Source organism: Acinetobacter marinus, from assembly GCF_900096915.1.
GTDB classification, from domain to species: Bacteria; Pseudomonadota; Gammaproteobacteria; order Pseudomonadales; family Moraxellaceae; genus Acinetobacter; species Acinetobacter marinus.
Genome location: NZ_FMYK01000003.1, coordinates 363,733 through 389,500, shown reverse-complemented (window position 1 = coordinate 389,500; position 25,768 = coordinate 363,733). Strand labels below are relative to the sequence as shown.

Sequence of the window (25,768 nt, the reverse complement as noted above, 5' to 3'; positions counted from 1 at the left end):
CAGACTGAATATCTTGCAATTTATCTCATTATAAAAAAACCCAGCCAAAAAGGCTGGGTTTTCGCATGGTCATTGATGATTTTATTCATCAGCTCACATGAATATCAATTCACATAGTTATTGATTTGCAGGCACAATCGGGTAGCTAACATTACACATTTGCTCTGCAATGCGTAGCACTTGGCAGCTATAACCGACTTCATTGTCATACCAAACATACGCAGTTAAATGATTCCCTGAAGAAATCGTTGCTTGCGCATCATATACACCTGCAGTACGTGAACCGATAAAGTCACTTGATACCACTTCTGAGGAATTGGTATAACCGATCTGACCTTGTAGGCTCGATACGATCGAGATTTGACGAATATATTCGTTCACTTCGTCACGATCCGCAGGATTCTCAAGGGTCAAATTCAAAATTGCAAGCGATACGTTTGGTGTTGGTACACGTACCGAGTTACCTGTTAATTTGCCTTTCAGCTGTGGCAAGGCTTTAGCAACGGCTTTGGCTGCACCCGTTTCAGTGATGACCATGTTCAAGGTTGCCGCACGACCACGACGATCCGCCTTGTGATAGTTATCAATCAAGTTTTGATCGTTAGTAAATGAGTGAACAGTTTCCACATGACCATTTAAGACTTTGTATTTCTCATCAATGACTTTAAGCACTGGTGTAATGGCATTGGTCGTACAGCTTGCAGCAGAGATGATTTTGTCTTCATCCAAGATGTCCGCTTGGTTGACGCCATAAACCACATTTTTCATGTCGCCTTTACCAGGTGCAGTCAACACTACACGGCTGATGCCTGCGCATTGTAAATGTTGCGCCAAACCATCCACATCACGCCATTTACCTGTATTGTCGATCAACAATGCATCTTTGATACCATAATCGGTATAGTCAATTTCACTTGGGTTAGAGGCATAAATCACTTTGATAAAGTGACCATTGGCAATGATCGCTTCATTTTCTTCATCCACAGAAATCGTGCCTGCAAATGAACCATGAATTGAATCACGACGGAGCAACGATGCACGCTTTTCCAAATCGCCATCTGCTGTTTTACGCACAACGATCGCTTTTAAGCTCAAACCACGACCAAGACCCGATTGACCAATGATCAAACGTGCCAAGATACGACCAATACGACCGAAGCCATACAATACCACGTCTTTGGTTTCGCAAGTTTGTGGCTGACCTTCGATTGGTTTTACAGCTTGTGCAACGAATGCATCCACATCACCACCTTGGGCTTTATACTCAATCGCCAATTTACCCAAGTCAATTTCAGCTGAACCGATATTATCGATTTTCACCAACGCCTCAAGCAAAGGAATGGTATCAACAACCGAAAGCTCAACATCCATCATACGTGTACGACGATGCGCTTTGAGGATTTGAATCACAGAACGATTCACCAAAGAACGAGAGTAAATAGACGTGACGATGTTTTTTTCACGATATAACTGACCAATTAAAGCGATCATGCGCTCGGCAATTTCTTCGCGGTTTTTCCAACGACCTTGATGTTCTTGATGTAGGGCGATGATAGTGTCTTTACTCACGGATGACGTCCTCTAGTGATGTAGGCAAAACATGGCTTTGTCGATGCGGTCACAAATTTTTTGCAACTGCACCGCAAACAATGTCTCTAAAAAATGTCCACATTCTAAAGGAAAATGATTATTTTTAAAATCGAAAAACACCGCAATCACAAGACTTAACAGTTCATCATCCCAAAGTGCTTAAAAATGATATGAACAAACAAGGAGATAAGTGACTTTTGAGCGCATTAGACCTTAGTGAATCTTGATCAATCAGCGTAAAATTCATCCGCAAAAAGGCGCATCAGGTAATCTTTCAGTCAAATGAGTGCAGAAATGCCTGAAATACCAACAAAATCAAAACTAACGGACAACTGCAATTCTTGAAGGTGCGATTTGCGGATTATGATCGACAAAAATCAGATCATCAGTATCAAAGCCCTGCTCACGGGCAAATTCCAAATAATCATCAACAATGCGTGGATCGATATTGGACTGACGGGCAAATAACCAGAGCCGTGTACGCTTTTTATTGCCGACCAAACAGACTTGATAGTCATTGTCCAAACGCATAATCCAAAAATTGGTTTTTTTGCGTTTTTTCAGCATTTTTGGCGCATAACTGACCAAATACTGGCTGTTTTCAGGGGGATTTTTCACCATCGCTTCCCCTGAAAGCTGAATCACCCGACCCTCTTTGGTTTGATAGCGCAATACTGTTGACAGTTTATTTTCACCCACCACGTGATATTCATAAGTAATATGATGAAAGGACTTGCGCTCAATACTGACGGGCTTACGGGCAATCTCAAACCACGTGCCACTAAAACGATGCAAATCAACATAATGCGCCACATCGAGTTTCTTTGGAATCATGCCCCAAATCAACCGCCCTGCACCTAAACCAGCAAGTGCGGCAGCACCGACAGCGAGCTTTAAATGGCTGAATGGTTTACTTTGATTATGACTCATCGTGACTGAAATCCTTGTGACATGTGCATTAATTTTTTTGGTGTACAGAAATATAGAGTAAAAGCACTAATCATGACAAGCAAATTGTCAAACAATCATCCCTGTGAATACATTTAGCGATGCTTTTCTTCACTACTTTACTGTAATAACATTGCTTTTAAACGCAAAATTTCATCACGCAGTCGTGCCGCCTGTTCAAATTGAAGCTCTTTTGAGGCTTTGAGCATTTCTTTTTCCAGTTTATTGATGTGTTTGGAAAACAGTTTTGGATCAGCGATTAGATGTTGTTCATCATTGGTGAGCTTTTTCTCCGATGAGTGTGCTTGAATTTCTGCATCTTCATCATAGACCTCACCAGTGTCTATCTCTTTAATCACTTGACGTTTGGCACTACGTGGAATGATGCCATGTTCTTCATTAAACTGGATTTGTTTATTACGACGACGCATGGTTTCATCAATGGCTTTTTGCATCGAATCGGTAATTCGATCGGCATAGAGAATCGCTTTACCTTTGATATTCCGTGCTGCACGACCAATCGTCTGAATCAGCGAGCGCTCAGAGCGCAGAAAGCCCTCTTTATCGGCATCAAGAATCGCCACCAAGGATACTTCGGGCATGTCCAAACCTTCACGCAGTAAGTTAATCCCGACTAGCACATCATGAATCCCAGTACGGAGTTCATGGATAATTTTTACTCGTTCCACCGTATCAATATCTGAATGCAGATAAGCGACTTTGACGCCATATTCCTTGAGATAACTGGTCAAGTCTTCCGCCATGCGTTTGGTCAAGGTGGTGACTAAAACTCGTTCATTGAGTTCTTTACGAATGTTAATTTCGGACAAGACATCATCGACTTGGGTGAGCACTGGACGGATTTCAATCTCAGGATCAATCAAACCTGTTGGGCGTACCACTTGTTCGACCACTTGCGCCGCATGTTCCAATTCATAATTGGCAGGTGTCGCTGACACATAAATGGTATCAGGCGTAATGCGTTCCCATTCTTCAAATTTCATCGGACGATTGTCCAAAGCACTTGGCAAACGGAAACCATAATTGACCAAATTTTCTTTGCGTGAGCGGTCGCCCTTGTACATCGCACCGATCTGTGGAATGGTCACATGTGACTCATCAATGATCAGCAAACCATCTTCGGGCACATAATCAAACAAGGTCGGCGGTGCTGCGCCCGCTTCACGCCCTGACAAATGCCGTGAATAGTTTTCAATCCCATTACAATAGCCAAGCTGTTGAATCATTTCTAAATCATAGCGTGTACGTTGCTCAAGGCGCTGTGCTTCGACCAATTTGTCATTATTCTTAAAAAATTCCAGTTGTGATTTGAGCTCGGTTTTAATTGTCCCGACTGCACGCTCTAAACTTTCTCGTGGTGTGACATAGTGACTTTTTGGATAAATGGTCACCCGTGGCACTTTACGTATCATCTTCCCCGTCAGTGGGTCAAACCATTTAATCGATTCGACTTCATCATCAAACAGTTCAATGCGAATCGCATTTTGCTCCGATTCCGCAGGAAATACATCGAGAATCTCACCTCGAATCCGATACGTCCCTCGGGTAAATTCGAGTTCATTGCGACTATATTGCATCGCCACCAAACGACGAATCAAATCATCACGATTGACTTGATCACCCTCAACCACGTGCAACAACATCTGCATATAGGCTTCAGGATCACCCAAACCATAGATCGCAGATACCGAGGCAATGATGATCGAATCGCGACGCTCTAACAGCGAACGTGTCGCCGAGAGTCGCATTTGGTCAATGTGATCGTTAATGGAAGCATCTTTTTCAATAAAAGTATCCGACGACGGCACATAGGCTTCAGGCTGATAATAATCATAATAACTGACGAAATACTCCACCGCATTGTGCGGAAAAAATGCCTTAAACTCGCCGTAAAGCTGCGCCGCCAAAGTCTTATTATGCGCCATGATAATGGTTGGGCGTTGCGTCTGCGCAATCACATTCGCCATGGTATAGGTCTTGCCCGAACCCGTCACACCAAGGAGCAATTGATTCTTCTGCCCTTGCTCAAGCCCTGCCACCAATCGCTCAATCGCCTGTGGCTGATCACCCGCAGGGGCAAAATCGGTGACGAGTTTAAAGGCTTGAGATTCGCTCACAGGACACTCCAAGGATAAATAAGGAAATAGTCAAATTAAAAAAGATGATGACAGTTTTAATGGGGCTAATTTGGCAGAATTAAAGCATAGCAAATAAAAAGCACGAAATTGACAATGCCGTTGTAAAATCCACAATCTTGACTTGACCAAAGGGTGTGATACACGCAAGATAAAATGATTCTGAAATCAAGCAAAACTAGAAGTCATCTATGCCCTATCAATATCACGACGAAACCCATATCCATCAACTTCCTGAAGATACCGTTTTTGTCTTTGGTAGCAATCTTGCAGGCAAACACGAATGTGGCGCAGCGCTCACGGCGTATAAACATTTTGGTGCAATGACACATTTTGGACGTGGCTGGGCAGGACAAAGTTTTGCCATCGCCACAGAAAATGAACATCAGCAGGCGATGCCGATTCATCAGATTGCACATTATATTGACGACTTTAAAATCTACACAAAGAATCATCCACGACAGACATATTTTGTCACGGCGGTCGGATGTGGACATGTTGGCTATGACGCCAAAGACATTGCGCCACTGTTTCAAGGTGTTACTGACAATGTGATTTTGCCGATACGCTTTAAGGTGTATTTAGAGGCTTAGACTGCTCGTATAGAATCACTCAAAATTTTCTATTTCGGCATCGCATTTTAATTAGGGTCTGTTGACATTTCAACAAACCCTATTCTGAACCACTTCGATAAGGTTCTACAGAAGTCCACACCCGTCCACGCATATTATTCAGCTCATAGCGATCTGTTTCAACGTTATAGCTAAATTCATAGTAGGGGTTGGCAGCCCAGATCTGGTCTAAGTTGCCCGCCCAACGATAGCTATAGAATTCCGAGCCAAAGTTACGTGTGAAATAGCTTTGTTGTTCACCGATTTCACGGATAAAGTCATCGGGATAAAGCAAACTCAAAATATTCATACTTTGAAATGCTGGCGTTTCTCCGAGGCTGGTGTCTTCTTCAATAATAAAGACTTTATTCTCGGCAATACGCTCATCCAAGACAATGGAGTTGAGACTTGCAGATTCAGCCAACTCCGCATCACTGACGGGTTGTACGGCGAGACTGAGCTGAGAAAGACCTAACTGTAAGCTGATTATTGGCATGACAATCAACACTGATCGCTGTGATTTTAACCAAGATTTCATAGACATCCCCTTGTCTGCTTTGTTGTTTTTACATCTATCCGATGCTTTTTTATACATGCCTATTTAAGCTAACAAGTTTGTCATGATCCTGCAATCAAATCGCTCACCATCTGTCGAAAACTCATTATTTTTAGGGTCTAAGCAGAAGTTAATTTTTATTATTCATTTTTATAAATTATTTTATATGTCACAAAAAATAAACCATTGACGTCAATCAATGGTTTTATTTCTAAGTCAACTTAACGATTGAACTGGGAGTAGTCATCATCGTTAAAACTTGGGCTAAAGTCTTCATCTAAATGCTGAAGATGCTCATGCATGGCACGCTCGTGTTGAATTCGTTGATAGATTTCTTCACGATGCACCGAGACTTCTTTCGGCGCATTAACACCGATTCGCACTTGATTCCCCTTCACACCCAATACTGTCACACTCACTTGATCACCGATCATGAGTGTTTCACCCACACGACGTGTTAAAATTAGCATTATTGCCTCCTTGCTAATAATTGCGTGAAACTGATGAAATTTCAAATTTAAATACAAGACAAAGAAAAACTTCTTTTCGCACAACCGCTTTTAATTGATTGTAAATAAATCCGAGGTTTAATATAACAGAGCCACTATAGAAGTATAGTGGCACATTGTCGGGCAAAATTGAAAATAATGTGCAATTGCCCTGTATTTCGTCGCTATTTGCTTATTTTTTAAGCACGCGCGCTACTTTCACCAAATTCACGATCAAGACCAAAGGCAGTGTGTAAGGCACGTACTGCAAGTTCAAGATATTTTTCATCGATGATCACAGAAATTTTAATCTCAGAGGTTGAGATCATCAAAATATTGATGCCTTCATCAGCAAGTGCGGTAAACATTTTACTTGCTACACCTGCGTGTGAGCGCATGCCGACACCAACGATAGAGACTTTAACAATATCATCACGGGTGTTGACTTCACGTGCGCCAATGTTTTGCGCTGTTTCATCCAGAATTTTTTTGGCTTTTGCCAACTCGGTACGATTCACAGTGAAGGTAAAATCTGTGGTGCCATCTTCTTCGACATTTTGTACGATCATGTCAACTTCGACGTTTGCCGCACCAATCGGAGAAAGAATTTTTGAGGCAATGCCTGGCTCATCTGGCACACCAAGAATTGTTAATTTTGCTTCATCACGATTGAACGCAATACCTGAGATAATTGGTTGTTCCATAGTGTCTTCCGATTCTGTGGTAATCAGTGTACCGACCGTTTGTTTAAAATGATCATCAAATGCGCCGTCATCGTCATTATCAAAACTTGATAAGACCCGTAGTGGCACTTGATATTTCCCTGCAAATTCAACCGAGCGAATTTGTAATACTTTTGAACCCAGTGACGCCATTTCCAGCATTTCTTCAAAGGAAATTCGATCGACTTTTTTCGCCTTTGGTGCCACACGTGGGTCTGTGGTATAGACGCCATCGACATCGGTATAAATCTGACATTCATCTGCTTTCAATGCTGCAGCGAGTGCCACACCCGAGGTATCCGAACCACCACGTCCTAAAGTTGTGGTGTTGCCATCAGCATCAAAACCTTGGAAGCCTGCAACCACGATCACCCGACCAGCATCTAAGTGCCCTGTCATGACATCGGTATCAATCGCTTCAATACGTGCCTTGGTAAATGCGCTGTCCGTTTTGATACCGACTTGGCGACCTGTCAACGACTTCGCTTCAACGCCGATCGAGTTGAGCGCCATTGACAACATCGCAATGGTGACTTGCTCGCCTGTAGAAACCATTTGATCCAATTCACGTGGATCAGGGCTTTCGGTAATCGCCTTAGCTAATGCCAACAAGCGGTTGGTTTCACCACTCATCGCAGATACAACCACGACCACCTTGTGACCATGATCATGCCAACGTTTGACACGTCGAGCCACATTTAAGATGCGCTCAGGTGTACCCATCGACGTGCCACCATATTTTTGAACGATTAAAGCCATAGCATTATTCCAAATTCACCCAAAAAACCTAAAAGCTAAATTTTAAACACAGATTGAAATCTTCACTTTCAATTGTAAATGCTTAAAATCAAAATTTCTCACCCAATGATTTGCTATTGATCATTAACAAATCAATCAATTACTGATTTGAGAGCCAAGCACCTAGACCCGCCACCACACTATCAACTTGATCACTCATTGGCGCACCACCTTGTGCCAAATCAGGCTTACCGCCACCTTTACCACCGAGTTCATTGGCAAGATGTTTGATAATGTCGCCTGCTTTGACTGTAGCTTGATGTGATTTTGCCACTGAGGCAATCAGACTGACTTTGTCAGATTCTGTGCCCACAAGAACGATCACAGCATCATCCAATTTTGATTTGACACTGTCATGTAAATGACGCAAAGATTTGGCATCGACATTGTTGACCTGTGTAATCAAGGTCTTACGCCCTGCGATCTCTTGTACATTTGAAAGCAACTCTGTCGCTTGGAAGTTAGCCAATTTTTGATTGAGTTGCTCGATTTGCTTTTGCAATTGCACCGCATGATCAGCTGTGGCACGGACTTTTTCCAAAGTTTGATCTTTTTGCGCTTTGAGTAAGCCATTGATCTGTGCAATGGTGGCATCGGCATGTTGCACATTTTCTAGCGCTTTACTGCCCGTCACCGCTTCGATACGACGAATACCTGCTGCCACACCACCTTCAGAAGTGATCTTAAACAAACCAATATCGCCAGTACGCTGAACATGAATACCACCGCAGAGTTCGATCGAGAAATTACGCTCATCACGCACTGTCCCCATGGTCAAGACACGCACTTCATCGCCGTACTTCTCACCAAACAGCATCATTGCGCCTTTGGATTTCGCCGTTTCAATGTCTAAAACTTCGGTCAATACTGGGGTATTGGCAATCACTTCACGATTCACCAAACGCTCGATGTCTTGAAGTTGCTCAAATGTCACAGGCTGATCATTGGCAAAATCAAAACGCAAAATATCACTGGCAACCAATGAACCTTTTTGCTGTACATGCGTACCTAAGATTTGGCGTAAAGCAGCATGCAATAAATGCGTTGCAGAGTGATTCTTTGCAGTATTGGCACGAATATCAGCTTTGACGATCGCTTCAACTTTTTGTGATGCTTTGAGTTGACCGACAGTGACAATCCCTTGATGCACGAATGCACCGCCAGATTTCTTGGTGTCTTGGACTTCAAAAATCCCTGTTTCATTTTTGAATATGCCTGTATCACCGATCTGTCCGCCACTTTCTGCGTAGAATGGCGTTTGATTGAGTACAATCAGTGCTTCATCACCTTCAACCACTTCGTCAACTTGCTCACCGTCTTTGTAGATCGCAACGATCTGACCTTGACCTTGTGTCGCATCGTAGCCGTCAAACTGGGTATCGCCTTCGACTTTAACGATAGCGTTATAATCAACATTGAATTTGCCTGCATCACGAGCTCGTTGACGCTGTGCCGCCATTTCCACTTCAAAGCCTGCTTCGTCAATGCTGAGTTCACGTTCACGTGCAATATCGGCGGTCAAATCTGTTGGGAAACCATAGGTATCATAGAGTTTAAAGACAGTTTCGCCTGCGATGACTTTGCCTTGTAGATTCGCCAATTCACCTTCAAGCAATTTCAAACCTTGTTCCAAAGTCTTGGCAAATTGTTCTTCCTCTTTGATCAATGCCGCTTCGATACGGGCTTTATTGGCTTCCAGCTCAGGATAGGCTTGACCCATTACCTCGATCAACGGTTGCAACATCTTGTAGAAGAATGTGCCAGTTGCGCCGAGTTTATTACCATGACGCACCGCACGGCGGATAATACGACGTAGCACATAACCACGCCCTTCATTCGACGGATTCACACCATCAGCAATCAAGAAACAGCATGAACGTGCATGATCGGCAACCACACGTAGCGACGGCTGACCTTCATCTTGAATGCCAATAATGTCCGCAGCAGATTTTAATAAATGTTGGAATAGGTCGATTTCATAGTTGGAATTAACATGTTGTAATACCGCAGAAATCCGCTCTAAGCCCATGCCTGTATCAACTGACGGTGCAGGCAGTGGATGCAATACGCCGTCCGCAGTGCGATTGAACTGCATAAAGACGTTATTCCAAATCTCGATAAAACGGTCACCATCTTCTTCTGGTGTACCTGGTAAACCGCCCCAAATATGATCGCCATGATCATAGAAAATCTCAGAACACGGCCCACAAGGCCCTGTATCGCCCATCGCCCAGAAGTTGTCTGATTCGTATTTTGCGCCTTTATCACCGATACGGATAATACGATCTGCGCTTAGCCCAACGTCTTTGTTCCAAATTTCAAAGGCTTCGTCATCTGTTTCATAAATGGTGGCGTATAGACGATCTTTAGGCAGACCAAGCGTTTCGGTCAAAAATTCCCATGCGAATGTAATGGCGTCTTTCTTAAAATAATCGCCAAAGGAGAAGTTACCCAACATTTCAAAGAAGGTATGGTGGCGTGCGGTGTAGCCGACATTGTCTAAGTCGTTGTGTTTTCCGCCTGCACGCACGCATTTTTGTGAGCTAGTTGCACGCACGTAGTCACGTTTTTCCAGTCCCAAGAAACAGTCTTTAAACTGGTTCATGCCTGCATTGGTAAACAGCAAGGTTGGGTCGTCACTTGGCACCAATGAGCTTGAGGCGACACGTGTATGCCCTTTTGATTCGAAATAACTTAAAAACGCTTCACGAATATCAGCGGCGGTCATCAAACGTGTACTCACTACAAGTCACTCCATAGATTGGGCATTACAAAAAATTAGTTGATCGACGATACGAATTTCACGCAAAACATGAAAATACGCAGACGAAGGCGTAAAAGCGCTAAATTATAACGGAGTTTTGGGTCAAGACCAATGTTTTTACATGAGTTCAACGATGTTTTGGAATATGTAAGTTGACTGATTTATTTTTGAAAAGATTTAAGCAGATTTCGGTCGCCTGTGGCGACCGAAATCTGCGGGCGGGGTTGGGGGCGAAGCCCCCATACCCCCACTCGCCTCGACACCGAAGGTGGCGAGGCGAGTAAATCGATTTAAATATTAACTCACTCGATTACAATCAATTTAGTTATGGAAGATTCATGCAATGACGATGATAGCCTCAAATTCAAGCAACTTCCACCTGCTTCACCACTCTTCCAACATGATGATAGCTACGGTTAAAGTACACCAAACTTTTATCGCTTTTGCTTTCCTGATCAGCATTGTGCTGTATCGCCACAATCCGACAGATAAAAATATCATGTGTCCCCACCGCTTGCACTTGCTCGATCTCACAATCAAAACTCACCAAAGCATCGTTTAACACAGGCGCACCTGTTTCTAAAGTCGTCCATTCACCATGCAGAAAGCGTTCATCAGAATTCATTTTAGAAGCAAACACATTGGAAATGTGTTGATGCTGTGCACCAAGCACATTTACCGTCAGGATTTTATTTTCAGCAAAATGTGTATGCGAACGTGAGGATTGATTCATACACACCAACAAAGTCGGTGGCGTATCAGTAACACTACACACCGCCGATGCGGTAAAACCATGACGATCCGCCACACCTGCCGTCGTCACCACACTGACGGCACTGCTCAATAAAGACATTGCATCTCTAAAATCTGTTGCTTCAACCATCACATTTTCCTCATAAACACAATTTACGACGCCCCCTCTTTTTTAAAGAAGGATGGTCAAATAAAACCCCATCCCGACCTTCCCCTTAAAAAAGGGAAGGAGACACGAATCTAATACAGATGAGAATTCGAGTAAGTCTCCCTTTTTTTAAGGGGAGATTTAGAGGGGTTAAATCACATTCTCGATAGCTATTTGCCCAAAAGCTCTTTACGAATAATTTCCGCACCTGCGCTCAGCGCTTGCAACTTGCCTCTTGCCACGGCACGTGGAAGTGGTGCCATACCACAGTTGGTTGATGGATAGAGTTTATCCGCATCGACAAATTGCAATGCTTTGCGTAAGGTATCAGCCACTTGTTCAGGCGTTTCAACTGTATTGGTCGCCACGTCGATCGCACCGACCATGACTTTTTTACCACGAATCAATTCGATCAAATCCATTGGTACACGTGAGTTTTGACATTCTAAAGACACAATATCAATTTTCGATTGTTGTAACTTTGGAAAGGCTTCTTCATATTGACGCCATTCATTGCCCAATGTTTTTTTCCAATCCGTATTGGCTTTGATGCCATAGCCGTAGCAAATATGCACTGCGGTTTCACACTTCAAGCCTTCGATGGCTCGCTCAAGTGTTGCCACGCCCCAGTCATTGACCTCATCAAAGAACACATTAAATGCTGGCTCATCGAATTGAATAATATCCACCCCTGCCGCTTCGAGCTCTTTGGCTTCTTCATTGAGGATTTTGGCAAATTCCCACGCCAATTTTTCACGGCTTTTATAGTGCGCATCATATAGCGTATCAATCATGGTCATTGGACCAGGCAGCGCCCATTTGATCGGTTGTGAGGTTTGCTGACGTAAGAATTTGGCATCTTCAACAAATACAGGCTTTTGACGAGATACCGCACTGACGACGGTCGGCACACTCGCATCATAACGATTACGAATACGCACCGTTTCACGTTTTTCAAAATCAACGCCATCCAGATGCTCAATAAAGGTGGTGACAAAATGCTGACGGGTTTGCTCTCCATCACTGACAATATCAATGCCTGCTTGGACTTGCTCATGCAAAGACAAACTCAGCGCATCTTGCTTTGCTTCGATCAGCTCATCGCCTTGTGGCTTCCACGGTGACCAAAGTTTTTCAGGTTCTGCCAACCAAGATGGTTTCGGCAAACTGCCTGCGGTTGAGGTCGGTAATAAAATGCTCATAGTTAATCTTCTATCCAATATCTTCTATTCAATGCTTAATAAAATCGTCGATAAATCAGTTGTTAAATGGCGTATCCGTTTTAAACGGCGTAGTTGTTCGACCATTGCTCAAGGATGGTTTTGTACGGTTTGATAAAGTGCTGTTCCGTCCATTTACCCTGTTCAATCGCCAGTTGCGTGCGCTCTTCACGGTCATACACAATCTGCGTCAATGAATAATCTTGATACTTCAAGCTCGGCTGATACGTCTGACCTGCGCTCGAGTTGGCATTGTAGATTTCAGGACGATAAATCTTCTGGAAAGTCTCCATGGTGCTAATCGTACCAATCAACTCCAACTCACTATAATCATTGAGCAAATCGCCACTATGATAGAACGCAAACGGCGCAGCACTGTTTGGCGGCATGAAGTAACGCACCTTTAAACCCATTTTTTCAAAATAAGCATCGGTCAATGAATATTCATCTTGGCGATATTCCAAGCCCAAAATTGGATGTACATTGGCGGTACGATGATAGGTTTTGGTGCTGGATACGCTCAGGCAAATCACTGGGGCTTTATGAAATTTGTCTTGATATGCATCGGATGCGATAAATGACTTAAAAATTTTGCCATGCAAATCACCGTAGTTTTCAGGAATGCTAAACTTTGCTTGATCCTGATTGTACGCAGGCAACAACACACTAAAATCATAATCACGCACATACGATGAAAAGCTATTACCGACAATACCCTCGATGCGTTGATTGGTTTTTTGATCAATGATGGTCGGTTGCAATATTTCGATGGTCGGGAAAGTCTCACCATTGCCCTGCACATCAATATCAACGGATACAATGTCAATTTCTACCGCATAGCGATCTGCAGTCGGATTATCATAAGATGCTAAGGCATTGAAACGATTATTAATCATCGCCAAAGTCTTGCGCAGATTTTCCTGACGGCTTTCGCCACGAGCCAGATTGGCAAAGTTGGTGGTCAGGCGCGTATTCGATGACGGCTGATAATGTTCGTCAAAGCGAATGCGTTTGATCGAAAAGGTAAAATCTTGATTCGAATTATGCTGAGTCATGGCAGTGTTGCCCCTAAAATTTGAGAGATAAACAGTGGATCAATCTATGCCGCTATTTATACCGAAAATCCAACATGAATAAAAACGACTTAATTTCACAAAAAGCTGAATAAAATTCACCTCAACCATCTAATTAGCCATCTAAGCACCTCAAATGCCTAAATTTTCCACTGAATCATCTGCACCAGTCGCTATTTCTGCATCTATCGTGCATTTGCAAGGGATTTCATTTTTGTTTTTTGCCACTTTTGCTTTAACATGGCAGCACTTTTCTTGCGTCATCATTTTCTTCGAGGTTTGCCATGCAACGTATCGCCATCAATGGTTTTGGTCGGATCGGACGCAATGTGCTACGGGCATGGTTTGAGCATCCGCAAAGTTATGATTTTCAGATCGTGGCGATCAACGATATTGCTGATGCCGAAACGCTACTGCATTTGTTCAAATACGACACCACACATGGGCGTTTTGCAGGACAGGCAGAGCTGGTTGAGGAAAATGATCAACGCACCTTAAAGGTCTCTACCGCACAGAAGTCCTTAGACATTCAACTGTTACAACATCCTGATCCCATTGATCTGCCGTGGTCTGATATAGCACATGGATTAAATGTCGATGTGGTACTGGAATGTACAGGATTGTTTCGCTCCCGTGCTGATGCAGGCAAACATCTGCAAGCAGGCGCAAAGCGAGTGATTATCGGTGCGGCGCCATTTGATAGCGTCGATGCTGCGGTGGTCTACGGCATCAATCATCAAGACATCAAAGCCACCGATCAAATCATCTCTAGTGTATCTTGTACTACGCAAGCATTGGTGCCTTTGGTCAAGATCATGGATGATGCTTTTGGTATTGATACTGCCCTGATGACCGAAATTCATGCGGTGACAGCCGATCAATCGGTGCTCGATCATGCCCATCGTGACCTGCGCCGTGCTCGTGCTTCGGGACAAAACATCATTCCGACCACGTCGAGTGCACTCGGTGCATTAAAACAAGTCATGCCACATATGGAACATCGCATTGATGGCTATTCCATCCGTGTGCCAACCATCAATGTCGCTGCGATTGATTTAACCTTTGTGGCAAAAAGTAAACTCGATCGCCAAGCAGTGAATCAAACTTTAATCACCGCCTCAAAAAAGCAATTTAGCGACATCATGCAAACCACCGATGAATATTTGGTGTCGAGTGATTTTAATCATTCACCGTATTCCTTGATCGTCGATCTGACCCAAACCATGGTGGTTGGTCGTCAGGTGAAAGTGTTTGCGTGGTATGACAATGAGTGGGGTTATGCCAACCGTTTGCTGGATTTGTGTGCACAGCTTTAAATTAGCTCACCTTCTCCTTCTTTCAACTGCTTTGTTGCTTAGCCGTCAGTCCGATGCGCATCTGATCATCGCCATGTAATATCACACGGAGTATCATCAGGCAATATCACTACGTTACACAAAAAATTAAACAAATGATTAAAATTTTGGTTTAAAGGCTGGTTTTTTTGGCAAAAAATGCCATAATCTCAGGCTGAAATTGTTCAATTTTTGATGGGGTATTCCATGTTGCAACGTACACTCCTGCTTTCGCTGAGTATAAGCATGCTCACGCTGACAGGTTGTCAAATGGTGAGTGTTAAAGAACAAAAAGTCGGCACTACACTCAGCAATGAACGTGACAGTATATTGACCCGAGATGAGCTGAGTGAAGCCAGTCTCAATGTCCTGTCGATGTCTGGACAAGAAACCAAAAAATGTATCAATGATCCCAATCAATGCATGGAGGATTTGGCGCAAATCCCTGAAATCATTGATGAACAATATCTCTCTGCAGCCAGTGAGATTTACCTTGCGCATGCGATTCAATTAAGCAAATCCTCAAACTGTGATTTTGCCAAAACCCATGCCAAAAAAGAGCAAGATCAGCTCAATGATGAACAAAAAGCCAAGTACGATACGCTCGGCAAACAGTATATTCAATGTACCACGCAACAACTCGAGTCCTTAAATCACGCCATCCGTTATAGTTATGCCTATTTGTTTGATACCAAGCGCCCACCGACCCAGCGTTTGTTTGACAACCGACAAGTGCAAGTGCGAGATTTTTATAATCAAGCCATCGCCAATTTGGTCAATAAATTTAACGAGCAAAAAATTCAAGAAAAATCATATAGCCAAGGGCAAATGACCATTGGTGATAGCACCTATTTGATCAACTTAGAGCAATACCCAAGCCTGAAAAAAGATGATGTTGAGCGCCTGATTAGCACCTACAATTTGAGCTTCTCTGGTCTACGCTCGGTGAGTCGTCGTGATGGTTTTGGCTCTGAATTTGCCATTGAACTGAAAAAATCGGATAAAAAACCATTTAGCGAATTTAAAATCGATCCATTCTTAAATCTGCAAAATATTTATGATCACCCCAATATTCATCAAGCACAAAACCTACCAGCAACCATTGTGGTTGTACCTAAGCAACGAGAATCTGTAGATGCCGTACTCAAAAGCAAAGAGTTGATCATCAACGCAGTTGATCCCAACAAATATCAAGACATTAAAGTTGATGAACACACTTACCCTTTGGCGGCAAATTTCTCTGCGCCTTACGGGCTCTGGCTTGCCAATAATAAACTCGGTGCGGCGGGCTATTTGACGCTACTTGATCGTGAGCAAGATCTGATCATGCCGCACTTGTTTATGCTTGAGCCGTACAATCCGAACAAAAAAATTATTGTGATGATTCATGGTCTTGCCAGTAGTCCTGAAGCATGGATTACCATGACCAATGATATTATGGGCGATAGCGTGTTGCGTGAGCACTACCAAGTATGGCAAGTGTTTTATTCGACCAACATGCCGATCATGGAAAGTCGTTATCAAATCTATGCGTTGCTCAAGCAATCCTTTGATGGTGTTGCCAAGCTCTATCCCAATCAACCACCGAAAGATGCGGTATTACTTGGTCACAGTATGGGTGGCGTGATTGCACGTTTGCTCATTAGTGATGCGGATTACACCCAGCCTATCATGAAATATCTACAAACCGAAGATCAAAAAGATTTCAAAAAAATCAAAAACATGGGGGCTGCTCAGCAACGCTTTAAAATGCATGCTTTAACGCCACCATTTGATCGGGCGATTTTGGTGTCTTCACCTTTTCATGGCACCGACTTTGCTGATCGCTGGTTTACCCTCGCTGCTCGAAAAATTATTCGCTTACCACAAAACTTTTTAAAAGCAGCATTAACCACAGCAAAAGCAGGCTTGGGAGATGATGAAGCGCAAGCGGTGATGGAACGCATTGGCAAAGACTTTTTGCAAAATGGACCAAGTGATCTGAGCAAAAAATCTGCTTTCACAAAAATTACGGGTGATACCAAAATCAATAGCCATGTGAAATATCATTTGATCATGGGCAATGATACCGATTCCACCAATCCTGATGAGATCACCGATGGTATTGTGCCGTATCACAGTGCGCATATCGACGGTGCACAGTCGGAGAAAATCATCAAAGGCGGACATTCGATCCAATTCACCCCAGAGGCGGTGCTTGAAGTACGCCATATCTTGCGCCTGCATTTGCAAGAGCTTGGACTGTATAACCCTTAAACTTTATTTAGGACGGGACAGGTGCTACACAAAAAAGCAGATCAACCGATCTGCTTTTTTTTCGAACCGGCCTCGAAACAATAAAATCCCCTTGCGGAGTATACTCCTCATCCTCCTTCACAGGGGAAAGACCACTCAGTTAAATCAAATGGTTAGAATTCCTCCCCTTATTAAGGGGAGGTTAGGTGGGGTTGAAAATTGGATTTTGAGACAGCTTCTTTTTGTTAGCTCATATAGAACTGTGTTGATGGAATCAACTGGCTGCAATTTTCTTCAATACGATCGAGCCAATCGAATAGCCCGCACCGAATGAACACAGTACACCATATTCACCGACTTCGACTTCATGTCCCGTCTTATGCATGGCAATGATCACCCCTGCCGATGAGGTATTGGCATATTCATCCAGCACAATCGGCGCACGTTCTTGCTCAATATCTTTACCCAACATCAGCTTTAAAATTAGTGCATTCATGTTGGCATTGGCTTGGTGCAACCAAAACCGTTTTGGCGCATTGACATCAATATTCAGTCGTTCGAGTTGTGCCGTAATGGTTGACGCCACCAATGGCGAGACTTCTTTAAAGACTTTACGCCCATCTTGTTTAAATAATAATCCTTGAGTTGCTTCCTCACTTGCGTTCAGGAAGCCAAAATTATTGCGGATATTATTGGAAAACTTGGTGACCAATTGACAGTCTTGAATCTCAAAACCTGCTTTAGTCTCCGTACGCTCAACGATTGACGCTGTTGCCACATCACCAAAAATAAAGTGACTATCTCGTGTGCCAAAATCATTGTGACCTGAGGTAATTTCAGCGTTCACCACCAACACACAATTTGCCCCGCAGATGATCGCATCATGCGCCTGCTTGATCCCAAAGGTCGCCGCCGAACACGCCACATTCATATCATACGCATAGCCATCAATGCCGAGTGCATCTTGGATTTCGATTGCCACCGCAGGATAAGCACGTTGCATATTCGAGCAAGATAAAATCACCGCATCCACATCTGCTGCGGTCACGCCTGCTGCTTCCATGGCGAGTTTCGCCGCTTTGACACCAATCTCTGCTTGGATCGAGATTTCATCGTTACTACGCTCACGTAACTTTGGACGTAATCGGTTAATGTCTAAAACACCCGATTTTTCCACCACATGGCGAGATTTTACCCCAGAGGCTTTTTCGATAAACTCAGGTGTAGACGGCTTTAACGCCTCTAACTCACCTCGTTCGATGGCATCGGCATTTTGCGTATTGTACTGCGCCACATAAGCATTTAAGCTGGCAACCAATTCTTCGTTGCTAATCGACTCAGGTGGCGTGTACAGCCCTGTGCCAGTGATACGAATGCTCATGTAAAACTCCTTATGACTTCTTTCCAGACCACGTACTTATTGATGCGCATGATCTACTTATTGCTTTCGATTAAATTGTCTCTCGCTTAAACTGACGATTGCTTAAATTGACAATTGCGTGAAATACGTCTTCTAAATTCAGCAAATGACTCAATTTAAGATTTAATACCCAGTTCATCCCAAGCCTTTTGCAAACGCTTGGAAGAGATGGCGAATTTGGTTTTCATCGGCTGTGCAAACAATGAAATACGCAGTTCTTCAACCAATGGGTAAAAGTCTTGCGTATGCTTGCGCGGGGTATTGAAAAGTTTATCCATCCATGGATCAATAATTTCTATAGCATCATGATCTTTGTTAAGATTATGCGCTAATCGCTCCAAACGCAATTGCAAAGCTGCTAAATATCGTGGATATTCTAACCAAATCTGACTACCCAGCTGATAAACAAAACCATCCAATTGCATCAAATCCAATTGATCTTCAATATCATCGACACTGCGTGCAAAGACATTTAAATCAACACCCAACAACATCTGCCTGATCGACTGCCACGTCAGATAAATCTCAGACAATGTCTGTAAAACCGTCTGACCAATCGATAAAAACTGCTGTTTGCAAAACTGAAGCAACTCATCAAAACTTTGTGCATCTGTTGCATCAACATGATTGACCGTCTTAGATTGTTTACGATTAACCGCCCAGCCGTGTTCATCTAAACAGCGTTGTAAGGTGGCATAAATCAGTATCTGTTCCAGCTTTTGCTTATTGCCAAGCGGTGAAAATGCCAAAGCAAATGACTTACTAATTTGCTTTTTCAACTGACGTTCTAAGTCACCGAGTTGCAAATGGATCAAATGAATTAAACCTTCACGATGCACTTGCATGGCTTGCTCAACATCATGGAAATGCTGAATCACTACACCAATCGTTTTATCATTTAAATCCACATCTTGGAATGCGACTTTTGGTGCAAGTGCTTGATAACGCTGTACCATCACACCAGACACTTTCGTTGCAGACTCAAACACAAAATCGTGAGGAAACTCAGTGAATGTGCCTTTGGACTCAGTCACTGGACGCTGTGTTTGCACCTGACAACGTGCTTGCAACTCGTCCAAATCACGTCCTTGAGCAATGATCTTTTTGCGCTCATCAATGACTTTAATCAGTGGTAACAGATAATTGGGCAATGACTCCAAACTAAAATCTGTTGCTTGAATTTGTTCGGCACGTAATTTAAATGCCAGCACATCAAAAATATGCTTTTGAAGATCTTGCTCGCTCAAATTCTGATGAATCTTTTTCGCTGTATCTGGAATAGGTACCAGTTGACGGCGTTTATCTTTGGGTAGATTTTTTAATAAGGCTTCGATCAATTCTAATCGCCAACCTGCAATACCCCACGACCAACGGGCTTGATCAATCTGCGACAAGGCTTGCACAGGAATCGTCACCATTGCACCATCTTCATCATGGCTTGGGTCAAAGCGGTAATTCACCGCAAAGCGCAATTGTCCATTATGAATAAAGTCTGGAAATTGGTTTGTCGTTGGGCGATCACTTTGCCATAGTACATTTTCATCAAAAAATAAAATCTTGGGCTGTTTTGGCTCAACCGAAGCACGCCATTCATCAAAACTACGCCGTGAAGCGACTTCTTTGGGAATGCGCTCAGCATAAAATTGATACAAGGCTTCTTCATCAACGATCAAATCACGACGGCGCAGCTTATCTTCAACCCGTTCAACTTCTTGTAACTTCTGTACGTTATGCGTTAGGAATGGCGGATTTTGCCCAAGCTGATTGGCCACCAAAGCATCTCGTAAGAAAATCTCATGCGAGGCTTCGACATCGATTTTTTCAAAATTGACCAATTGTTTGGCTTGAATAATTAGACCGAATAATGAAATCTGTGCATAAGCATTGACCACACCATTTTTCTTCGACCAATGTGGCTCAAAATAGTGATATTTCAACAGATCTCGTGCCGCAAGCAAAATCCATTCTGGCTCAATCTTAGCAAGGGTTCGGATAAAGACTTGCGAGGTTTCCACCATTTCAAATGCCATTACCCACGGCACTTGCGCTTTATGCAAACTACTAGCAGGGAAAATCCGTGCTTTTTGCTGACGCACTGCTTGATAGACATTGCGTTCATCGGTCTTTTGCGCAATAAAGGACAATAAACCTGTTAAAAGTGCACGATGCAGATTTTCATAGTTTGCAGTTTGACCAGTGCTTTGCTCATTACTTTTCTCAGAATTTTTTTCGGCACCTGTCTTAGAACTGCCTTTCGACATGTCATTCATCGACATGCCAAGCTGTTCCGTCATCTCACGCAACTGCTGATAGGTCTGTCGCCATTCTCGCAGGCGCAACCAACTGAGAAAGTGCTGTCGAGCAAATTGACGACGTTTATTTTCACTGAGCTGATGTTCTTTTTTGAGATTATCCAGTGTATTCCACAGCTTGAGATAAAACAGAAAATCAGAATCGGCTTCTTTAAACAACGCATGCTTTTGATCGGCTTGGGTTTGTTTATCGGCAGGACGCTCACGTGGGTCTTGTACCGCCAAGGCACTAACGATCACCAATGTTTCCGCTAAGACACCGAAATGCGCACCACCCACGAGCATACGTGCTAGGCGTGGATCAATCGGCATTTTCGCCATAGTTTGACCGACTTTGGTGAGTTCTCCACCTTTGTGTGAATCTCCCCTAGCCCCTCTTTTTGAAAGAGGGGAACTTCCCCCTTTTTCAAAGGGTGAGCAGTGCTGCTGCGCAAGAGCGGAATTTGACGAATTTCCCTCTCCTTCCAATGTTGATCGAGGAGGATTCAATGCACCCAATTCGATCAACAATTTCCGCCCATCATTGACCAAGCGATGATCTGGTGGCTCAATAAAATCAAATTGCTCCAAATTGCCCAAACCGAGACTTTGCATCTGCAAAATCACCGAGGCAAGATTGGTACGCTTAATTTCAGGCTCGGTAAACTCTGGGCGAGATTGAAAATCTTCCTCGCTATACAGACGAATACAGACACCTGCTGCGATACGACCACAACGACCTTTGCGCTGATTCGCCGCCGCTTGGGAAATCGCCTCAATCGGTAAGCGTTGCACCCTCGAACGATAGCTATAGCGTGAAATTCGTGCAAAACCACTATCAATCACATAACGAATATTCGGCACCGTCAACGCCGTTTCTGCGACATTGGTGGCGATAATGATACGTCGCCCTTTACCACTTGGGCTAAAGATTTTCTGCTGTTCGGACAGTGCTAAGCGTGCATACAGGGGTAACACTTCGGTATGCCGTGGACCATATTTTTCTAGCGTTTCTTGGAGCTCCCGAATCTCTTGCTCGGTGCTGGAGAAAATCAGAATATCGGCATATTCAGGATGACCTTTGGCTTCGGCATCAGCAAAACATTCCTCTACCGCTTGCACCACCGCCCGAGGCAGATTTTCTTCAAAATCGTCAAATTCATCATCGTCACTTCCGCCAATGGTCATCTCAGAAATTGGGCGATAACGCACTTCCACAGGGAAGCTCCGTCCTTCGACTTCAAAGATCGGCGCATCATGAAAATATTGGCTAAAACGGTTCACATCAAGCGTCGCCGAGGTGACGATAATTTTTAAATCAGGCCGTTTCGGTAAAATGTTCTTCACATAACCGAGAATAAAATCAATATTCAGCGAACGCTCATGCGCTTCATCAATAATAATCGTATCGTACTTGATCAGATAGCGATCATGCGCAAGCTCAGCAAGCAAAATCCCGTCGGTCATCAGACGCACAAAGGAATCTTGATTGCCTTGCTCATTAAAACGGACTTTAAAGCTAATGCTTTTGCCGAGTGGTTCTTTCAGCTCTTCTGCAATCCGCTGTGACACACTTCGAGCCGCAAGACGGCGTGGTTGGGTATGTCCAATTAATCCTGTTAATCCACGTCCAGCAAGCATGGCGATCTGCGGTAGCTGAGTGGTTTTCCCTGAACCTGTTTCCCCTGCGACGATGATGACTTGATGTTGTTGAATCGCCTCAATTAACTTGTCTGCATATTGACTGACAGGCAGATCTTGATTGAGCGAAATGTCTGGCAAGCGATTTCGACGCTCAATGACTTTTTCATGCGAACTTTGCAAAAGCTGTTGGTACTTATCTTCTGCTATATTTATTTGGTCTGTTGATTTTTGATCTGTAGGCTTTTGCTTTTGAGCTTTTTGTAGATCTTTTTTTAGACGTGACAAACGATGGCGATCTTTTGCCATGACGGGTAGATTTTCAGGGTATAGCGATGTTTTTTGCGTAGCTTGCGGATTTGACAACAATTTTTCCTAATCGAATACAGTAAATAAATTTCAACAGAAATTTTAAGGCAGTCATTTTACTCCTTTTTTTTGATCTTTGCTTTGTTTCGCCGATCTTTTCAATGTAAACGACGTTCCGCTACTTTTCTGTCATATCTAGTGACGTTTTTTCCTGCGAACTTGAGCAAAATCACGCAAAAATCAGGCAATTGACCTTGAATTTTAACCAAGACCCCTTACATTAATGTGCAGCGAGAAGCGATGGTGGATTGGATGATGATTTAATTTTCCGATTAAAGGTATGTAAAAATACTGTTTCACCAATCGAAGAAAATCACTTACTCTACTTTCCGAGTTAAAACATTTACTCTTTTTCTTTTCGTGCTATTTATGAATTTTTTGAAAAATTTTTAAATGGTCATGAACATGAACTTAAACATGGAGACATATAATGAGCTTGATTAATACTGAAGTTAAACCTTTTAAATCAACTGCATACCACAATGGTCAATTCGTTGAAGTGACTGAAGCTGATCTTAAAGGCAAATGGTCTGTTGTATTTTTCTACCCAGCGGATTTCACATTCGTATGTCCAACTGAGCTTGAAGACTTGGCGGACAACTATGCAGAATTCCAAAAATTAGGCGTAGAAATCTATGGCGTATCGACTGACACGCATTTCACGCACAAAGCATGGCACGACACTTCAGAAGCAATCAATAAAATCCAATACCCATTGATCGGCGATCCAACTTGGACTTTGTCTAAAAACTTTGACGTGCTTATCGAAGCCGACGGTCTTGCAGATCGTGGTACGTTCGTGATCGACCCAGAAGGTAAAATCCAAATCGTTGAAATCAACGCTGGTGGTATCGGTCGTGATGCATCAGAACTTCTTCGTAAAGTAAAAGCTGCACAATATGTTGCATCTCACCCAGGCGAAGTTTGCCCTGCAAAATGGAAAGAAGGTGACTCAACACTTGCGCCTTCAATCGACCTTGTTGGTAAAATCTAAGTTTTTATTTATTAAAAATACTTAAAGATTTCAAGAAAAAGGACAGCACATGCTGTCCTTTTTCATGTAAATCAATAAAATACTCAAATCAGGTAACTGATGATGCTTTAAAGTATTTCTTCCTAAGCCACAGTGATACGCTCACTAAGGCAATCAATACAGGCACTTCGACCAATGGTCCAATCACCGTGGTAAATGCTACAGGTGATGCCAAACCAAATGTTGCAATCGCTACCGCAAGCGCCAACTCAAAGTTATTCCCTGCTGCGGTAAAGGAGATCGCCACCGTGCGTGGGTAATCATTGCCCATCCATTTACTCATAAAGAAGCTGATAAAAAACATCGCCACAAAATAAATCGTCAATGGGATGGCAATGCGAATTACATCCATCGGCAAGCTCACCACATCAGCGCCTTTTAGACTAAACATCGCCACGATGGTAAAGAGTAACGCTAATAAGCTGAGTGGGTTGATTTTCGGTAGAAACTCATTTTGATACCAATCTAAGCCCTTTTTCTTGACTAAAATCAATCGTGTTAAAAAACCGAGTAAAAATGGAATACCTAAATAAACCAACACCGCATGAGTGATTGTCCAAAAGCTCACATCAATCACTTGCGATGCCACACCAAAATACGGCGGTAAAAAGGTGAGGAACAGCCACGCATAGGTACTAAAAAACACGATTTGGAAAATGCTGTTAAACGCTACCAATGCCGCAACATATTGATTGTCACCACATGCTAAACCATTCCACACCAAAACCATCGCAATACAACGTGCTAATCCAATCAATATCAAACCCGTCATATATTCAGGATAATTTTGCAAAAAGATAATCGCCAAAGCGAACATCAGACACGGTGCAATCAACCAATTCTGAATCAAGGACAAAGCGAGTGTGCGCTTATCCTCAAAGACTTTGGGTAAGGTCGCATAATCGACTTTGGCAAGTGGTGGATACATCATCAAAATCAAACCCATCGCAATCGGAATATTGACTGTACCGATGCTCATCTGGTTTAAGGTATTTGAAGCCTGCGGAACAAATACGCCAATCGCCACACCTAGTCCCATGGCAATAAAAATCCATAAGGTCAAATGACGATCTAAAAAAGATAATTTTGCTTGTGCCATTTTTCTATCCGTTAATCCGTCGATTCAGCAACTTATTCAATATTGGAAATCTGATTGATTTGCGTAGTTAATTCTGTTCGTGTCAAATTATCCAAATCTAAGGCAAATAAGGCATCCAAACGACGATTGATATGCTCAACAGTGCGCATAAACGCCTCTAACTTTTGATCTTCGGCTAAGTCTAGATGTGATGGATCAGACAATCCCCAGTGTGCCTTGATTGCCCCACCGAGATATAATGGACAAGATTCTTGTACAGCTTGATCACAGACGGTAATCACCACGTCAGGCTGATATTGCTCACAATCATCAATGGTTTTACTGGATAGTCCGTAGGATGGTAGACCTAAGTTTTCTAAAGTTTTAATGGTCAGCGGATGGACTTTTCCAGTCGGTTTACTCCCTGCACTATAAGCAACCCAACCTTGAGGTGCACGTTGATTAAACAGCACTTCAGATAAAATGCTACGGCAACTATTTCCAGTACATAAAAACAAAAAATTCATAGCGAAACCCTAA

The 25,768-nt window shown here is 43.1% G+C and carries 17 protein-coding genes and 1 pseudogene; 4 read left to right on the top strand and 14 right to left on the bottom strand.

Features of this window, described 5'->3' with window-relative positions:
- Positions 1-117 precede the first annotated feature (117 nt).
- From BLQ60_RS07830 to uvrB, 3 genes are all read right to left on the bottom strand, one after another.
- Entirely contained in the window at positions 118-1,569 is a 1,452-nt protein-coding gene (locus tag BLQ60_RS07830) for a glyceraldehyde-3-phosphate dehydrogenase (RefSeq protein WP_092618404.1), read from the bottom strand.
- A gap of 342 nt (positions 1,570-1,911) precedes the next feature.
- Positions 1,912-2,520 carry a lipocalin family protein gene (locus tag BLQ60_RS07825; protein ID WP_092618401.1) on the bottom strand — a complete coding sequence of 203 codons (609 nt, stop codon included), beginning with the start codon at positions 2,518-2,520 and terminating at the stop codon, positions 1,912-1,914.
- Between the two features lie 137 nt (positions 2,521-2,657).
- Positions 2,658-4,676: an excinuclease ABC subunit UvrB gene (uvrB, locus tag BLQ60_RS07820; protein ID WP_092618398.1), complete on the bottom strand. Its 2,019-nt coding sequence runs from the start codon at positions 4,674-4,676 to the stop codon at positions 2,658-2,660.
- 209 nt (positions 4,677-4,885) lie between these two features.
- On the opposite strand from uvrB, the pseudogene BLQ60_RS07815 reads away from it, so the two are divergent.
- A pseudogene (locus BLQ60_RS07815) lies at positions 4,886-5,281 on the top strand (A1S_2505 family phage non-structural protein); the annotation flags it as partial.
- Positions 5,282-5,366: 85 nt separating this feature from the next.
- Here BLQ60_RS07815 and BLQ60_RS07810 read toward each other — a convergent pair.
- From BLQ60_RS07810 to BLQ60_RS07780, 7 genes are all read right to left on the bottom strand, one after another.
- Positions 5,367-5,843 (bottom strand): hypothetical protein, encoded by a 477-nt coding sequence (locus BLQ60_RS07810; protein ID WP_092618392.1) that lies wholly within the window; start codon positions 5,841-5,843, stop codon positions 5,367-5,369.
- Between the two features lie 239 nt (positions 5,844-6,082).
- Positions 6,083-6,331, bottom strand: a complete 249-nt coding sequence (csrA, locus tag BLQ60_RS07805) for a carbon storage regulator CsrA (protein ID WP_092618389.1) — start codon at positions 6,329-6,331, stop codon at positions 6,083-6,085.
- 218 nt (positions 6,332-6,549) lie between these two features.
- Positions 6,550-7,830 (bottom strand): aspartate kinase, encoded by a 1,281-nt coding sequence (locus BLQ60_RS07800; protein WP_092618386.1) that lies wholly within the window; start codon positions 7,828-7,830, stop codon positions 6,550-6,552.
- Between the two features lie 139 nt (positions 7,831-7,969).
- On the bottom strand, positions 7,970-10,612 hold the full coding sequence (gene alaS / locus BLQ60_RS07795) for an alanine--tRNA ligase (RefSeq protein ID WP_171259078.1): 2,643 nt from the start codon (positions 10,610-10,612) through the stop codon (positions 7,970-7,972).
- Between the two features lie 385 nt (positions 10,613-10,997).
- Positions 10,998-11,516 carry a flavin reductase gene (locus BLQ60_RS07790; protein WP_092618381.1) on the bottom strand — a complete coding sequence of 173 codons (519 nt, stop codon included), beginning with the start codon at positions 11,514-11,516 and terminating at the stop codon, positions 10,998-11,000.
- Positions 11,517-11,704: 188 nt separating this feature from the next.
- On the bottom strand, positions 11,705-12,736 hold the full coding sequence (locus BLQ60_RS07785) for a methionine synthase (RefSeq protein WP_092618378.1): 1,032 nt from the start codon (positions 12,734-12,736) through the stop codon (positions 11,705-11,707).
- A gap of 80 nt (positions 12,737-12,816) precedes the next feature.
- Entirely contained in the window at positions 12,817-13,809 is a 993-nt protein-coding gene (locus BLQ60_RS07780; protein WP_092618375.1) for a DUF1852 domain-containing protein, read from the bottom strand.
- Positions 13,810-14,111: 302 nt separating this feature from the next.
- On the opposite strand from BLQ60_RS07780, the gene BLQ60_RS07775 reads away from it, so the two are divergent.
- Positions 14,112-15,143 (top strand): type I glyceraldehyde-3-phosphate dehydrogenase, encoded by a 1,032-nt coding sequence (locus BLQ60_RS07775; protein WP_092618372.1) that lies wholly within the window; start codon positions 14,112-14,114, stop codon positions 15,141-15,143.
- Positions 15,144-15,368: 225 nt separating this feature from the next.
- Entirely contained in the window at positions 15,369-17,417 is a 2,049-nt protein-coding gene (locus tag BLQ60_RS07770; protein WP_244515992.1) for a lipase family alpha/beta hydrolase, read from the top strand.
- 253 nt (positions 17,418-17,670) lie between these two features.
- On the opposite strand, the gene BLQ60_RS07765 is transcribed toward BLQ60_RS07770, so the two are convergent.
- Positions 17,671-18,777 (bottom strand): beta-ketoacyl-ACP synthase III, encoded by a 1,107-nt coding sequence (locus BLQ60_RS07765; protein WP_092618366.1) that lies wholly within the window; start codon positions 18,775-18,777, stop codon positions 17,671-17,673.
- A 155-nt stretch (positions 18,778-18,932) separates the two neighbouring features.
- A complete protein-coding gene (locus tag BLQ60_RS07760; protein ID WP_092618736.1) occupies positions 18,933-23,057 on the bottom strand; it encodes a DUF3418 domain-containing protein in 4,125 nt (1,374 codons plus the stop codon).
- A 490-nt stretch (positions 23,058-23,547) separates the two neighbouring features.
- On the opposite strand from BLQ60_RS07760, the gene ahpC reads away from it, so the two are divergent.
- Complete coding sequence (gene ahpC / locus BLQ60_RS07755) at positions 23,548-24,111, top strand: alkyl hydroperoxide reductase subunit C (RefSeq protein ID WP_092618363.1); 564 nt, start codon at positions 23,548-23,550, stop codon at positions 24,109-24,111.
- A gap of 88 nt (positions 24,112-24,199) precedes the next feature.
- Here ahpC and arsB read toward each other — a convergent pair whose 3' ends face one another.
- Together arsB and BLQ60_RS07745 are read right to left on the bottom strand one after the other, a co-directional pair.
- Positions 24,200-25,249 (bottom strand): ACR3 family arsenite efflux transporter, encoded by a 1,050-nt coding sequence (arsB, locus tag BLQ60_RS07750; RefSeq protein WP_092618360.1) that lies wholly within the window; start codon positions 25,247-25,249, stop codon positions 24,200-24,202.
- Between the two features lie 32 nt (positions 25,250-25,281).
- A complete protein-coding gene (locus BLQ60_RS07745; RefSeq protein WP_092618357.1) occupies positions 25,282-25,755 on the bottom strand; it encodes an arsenate reductase ArsC in 474 nt (157 codons plus the stop codon).
- Between the last annotated feature and the right edge of the window lie 13 nt (positions 25,756-25,768).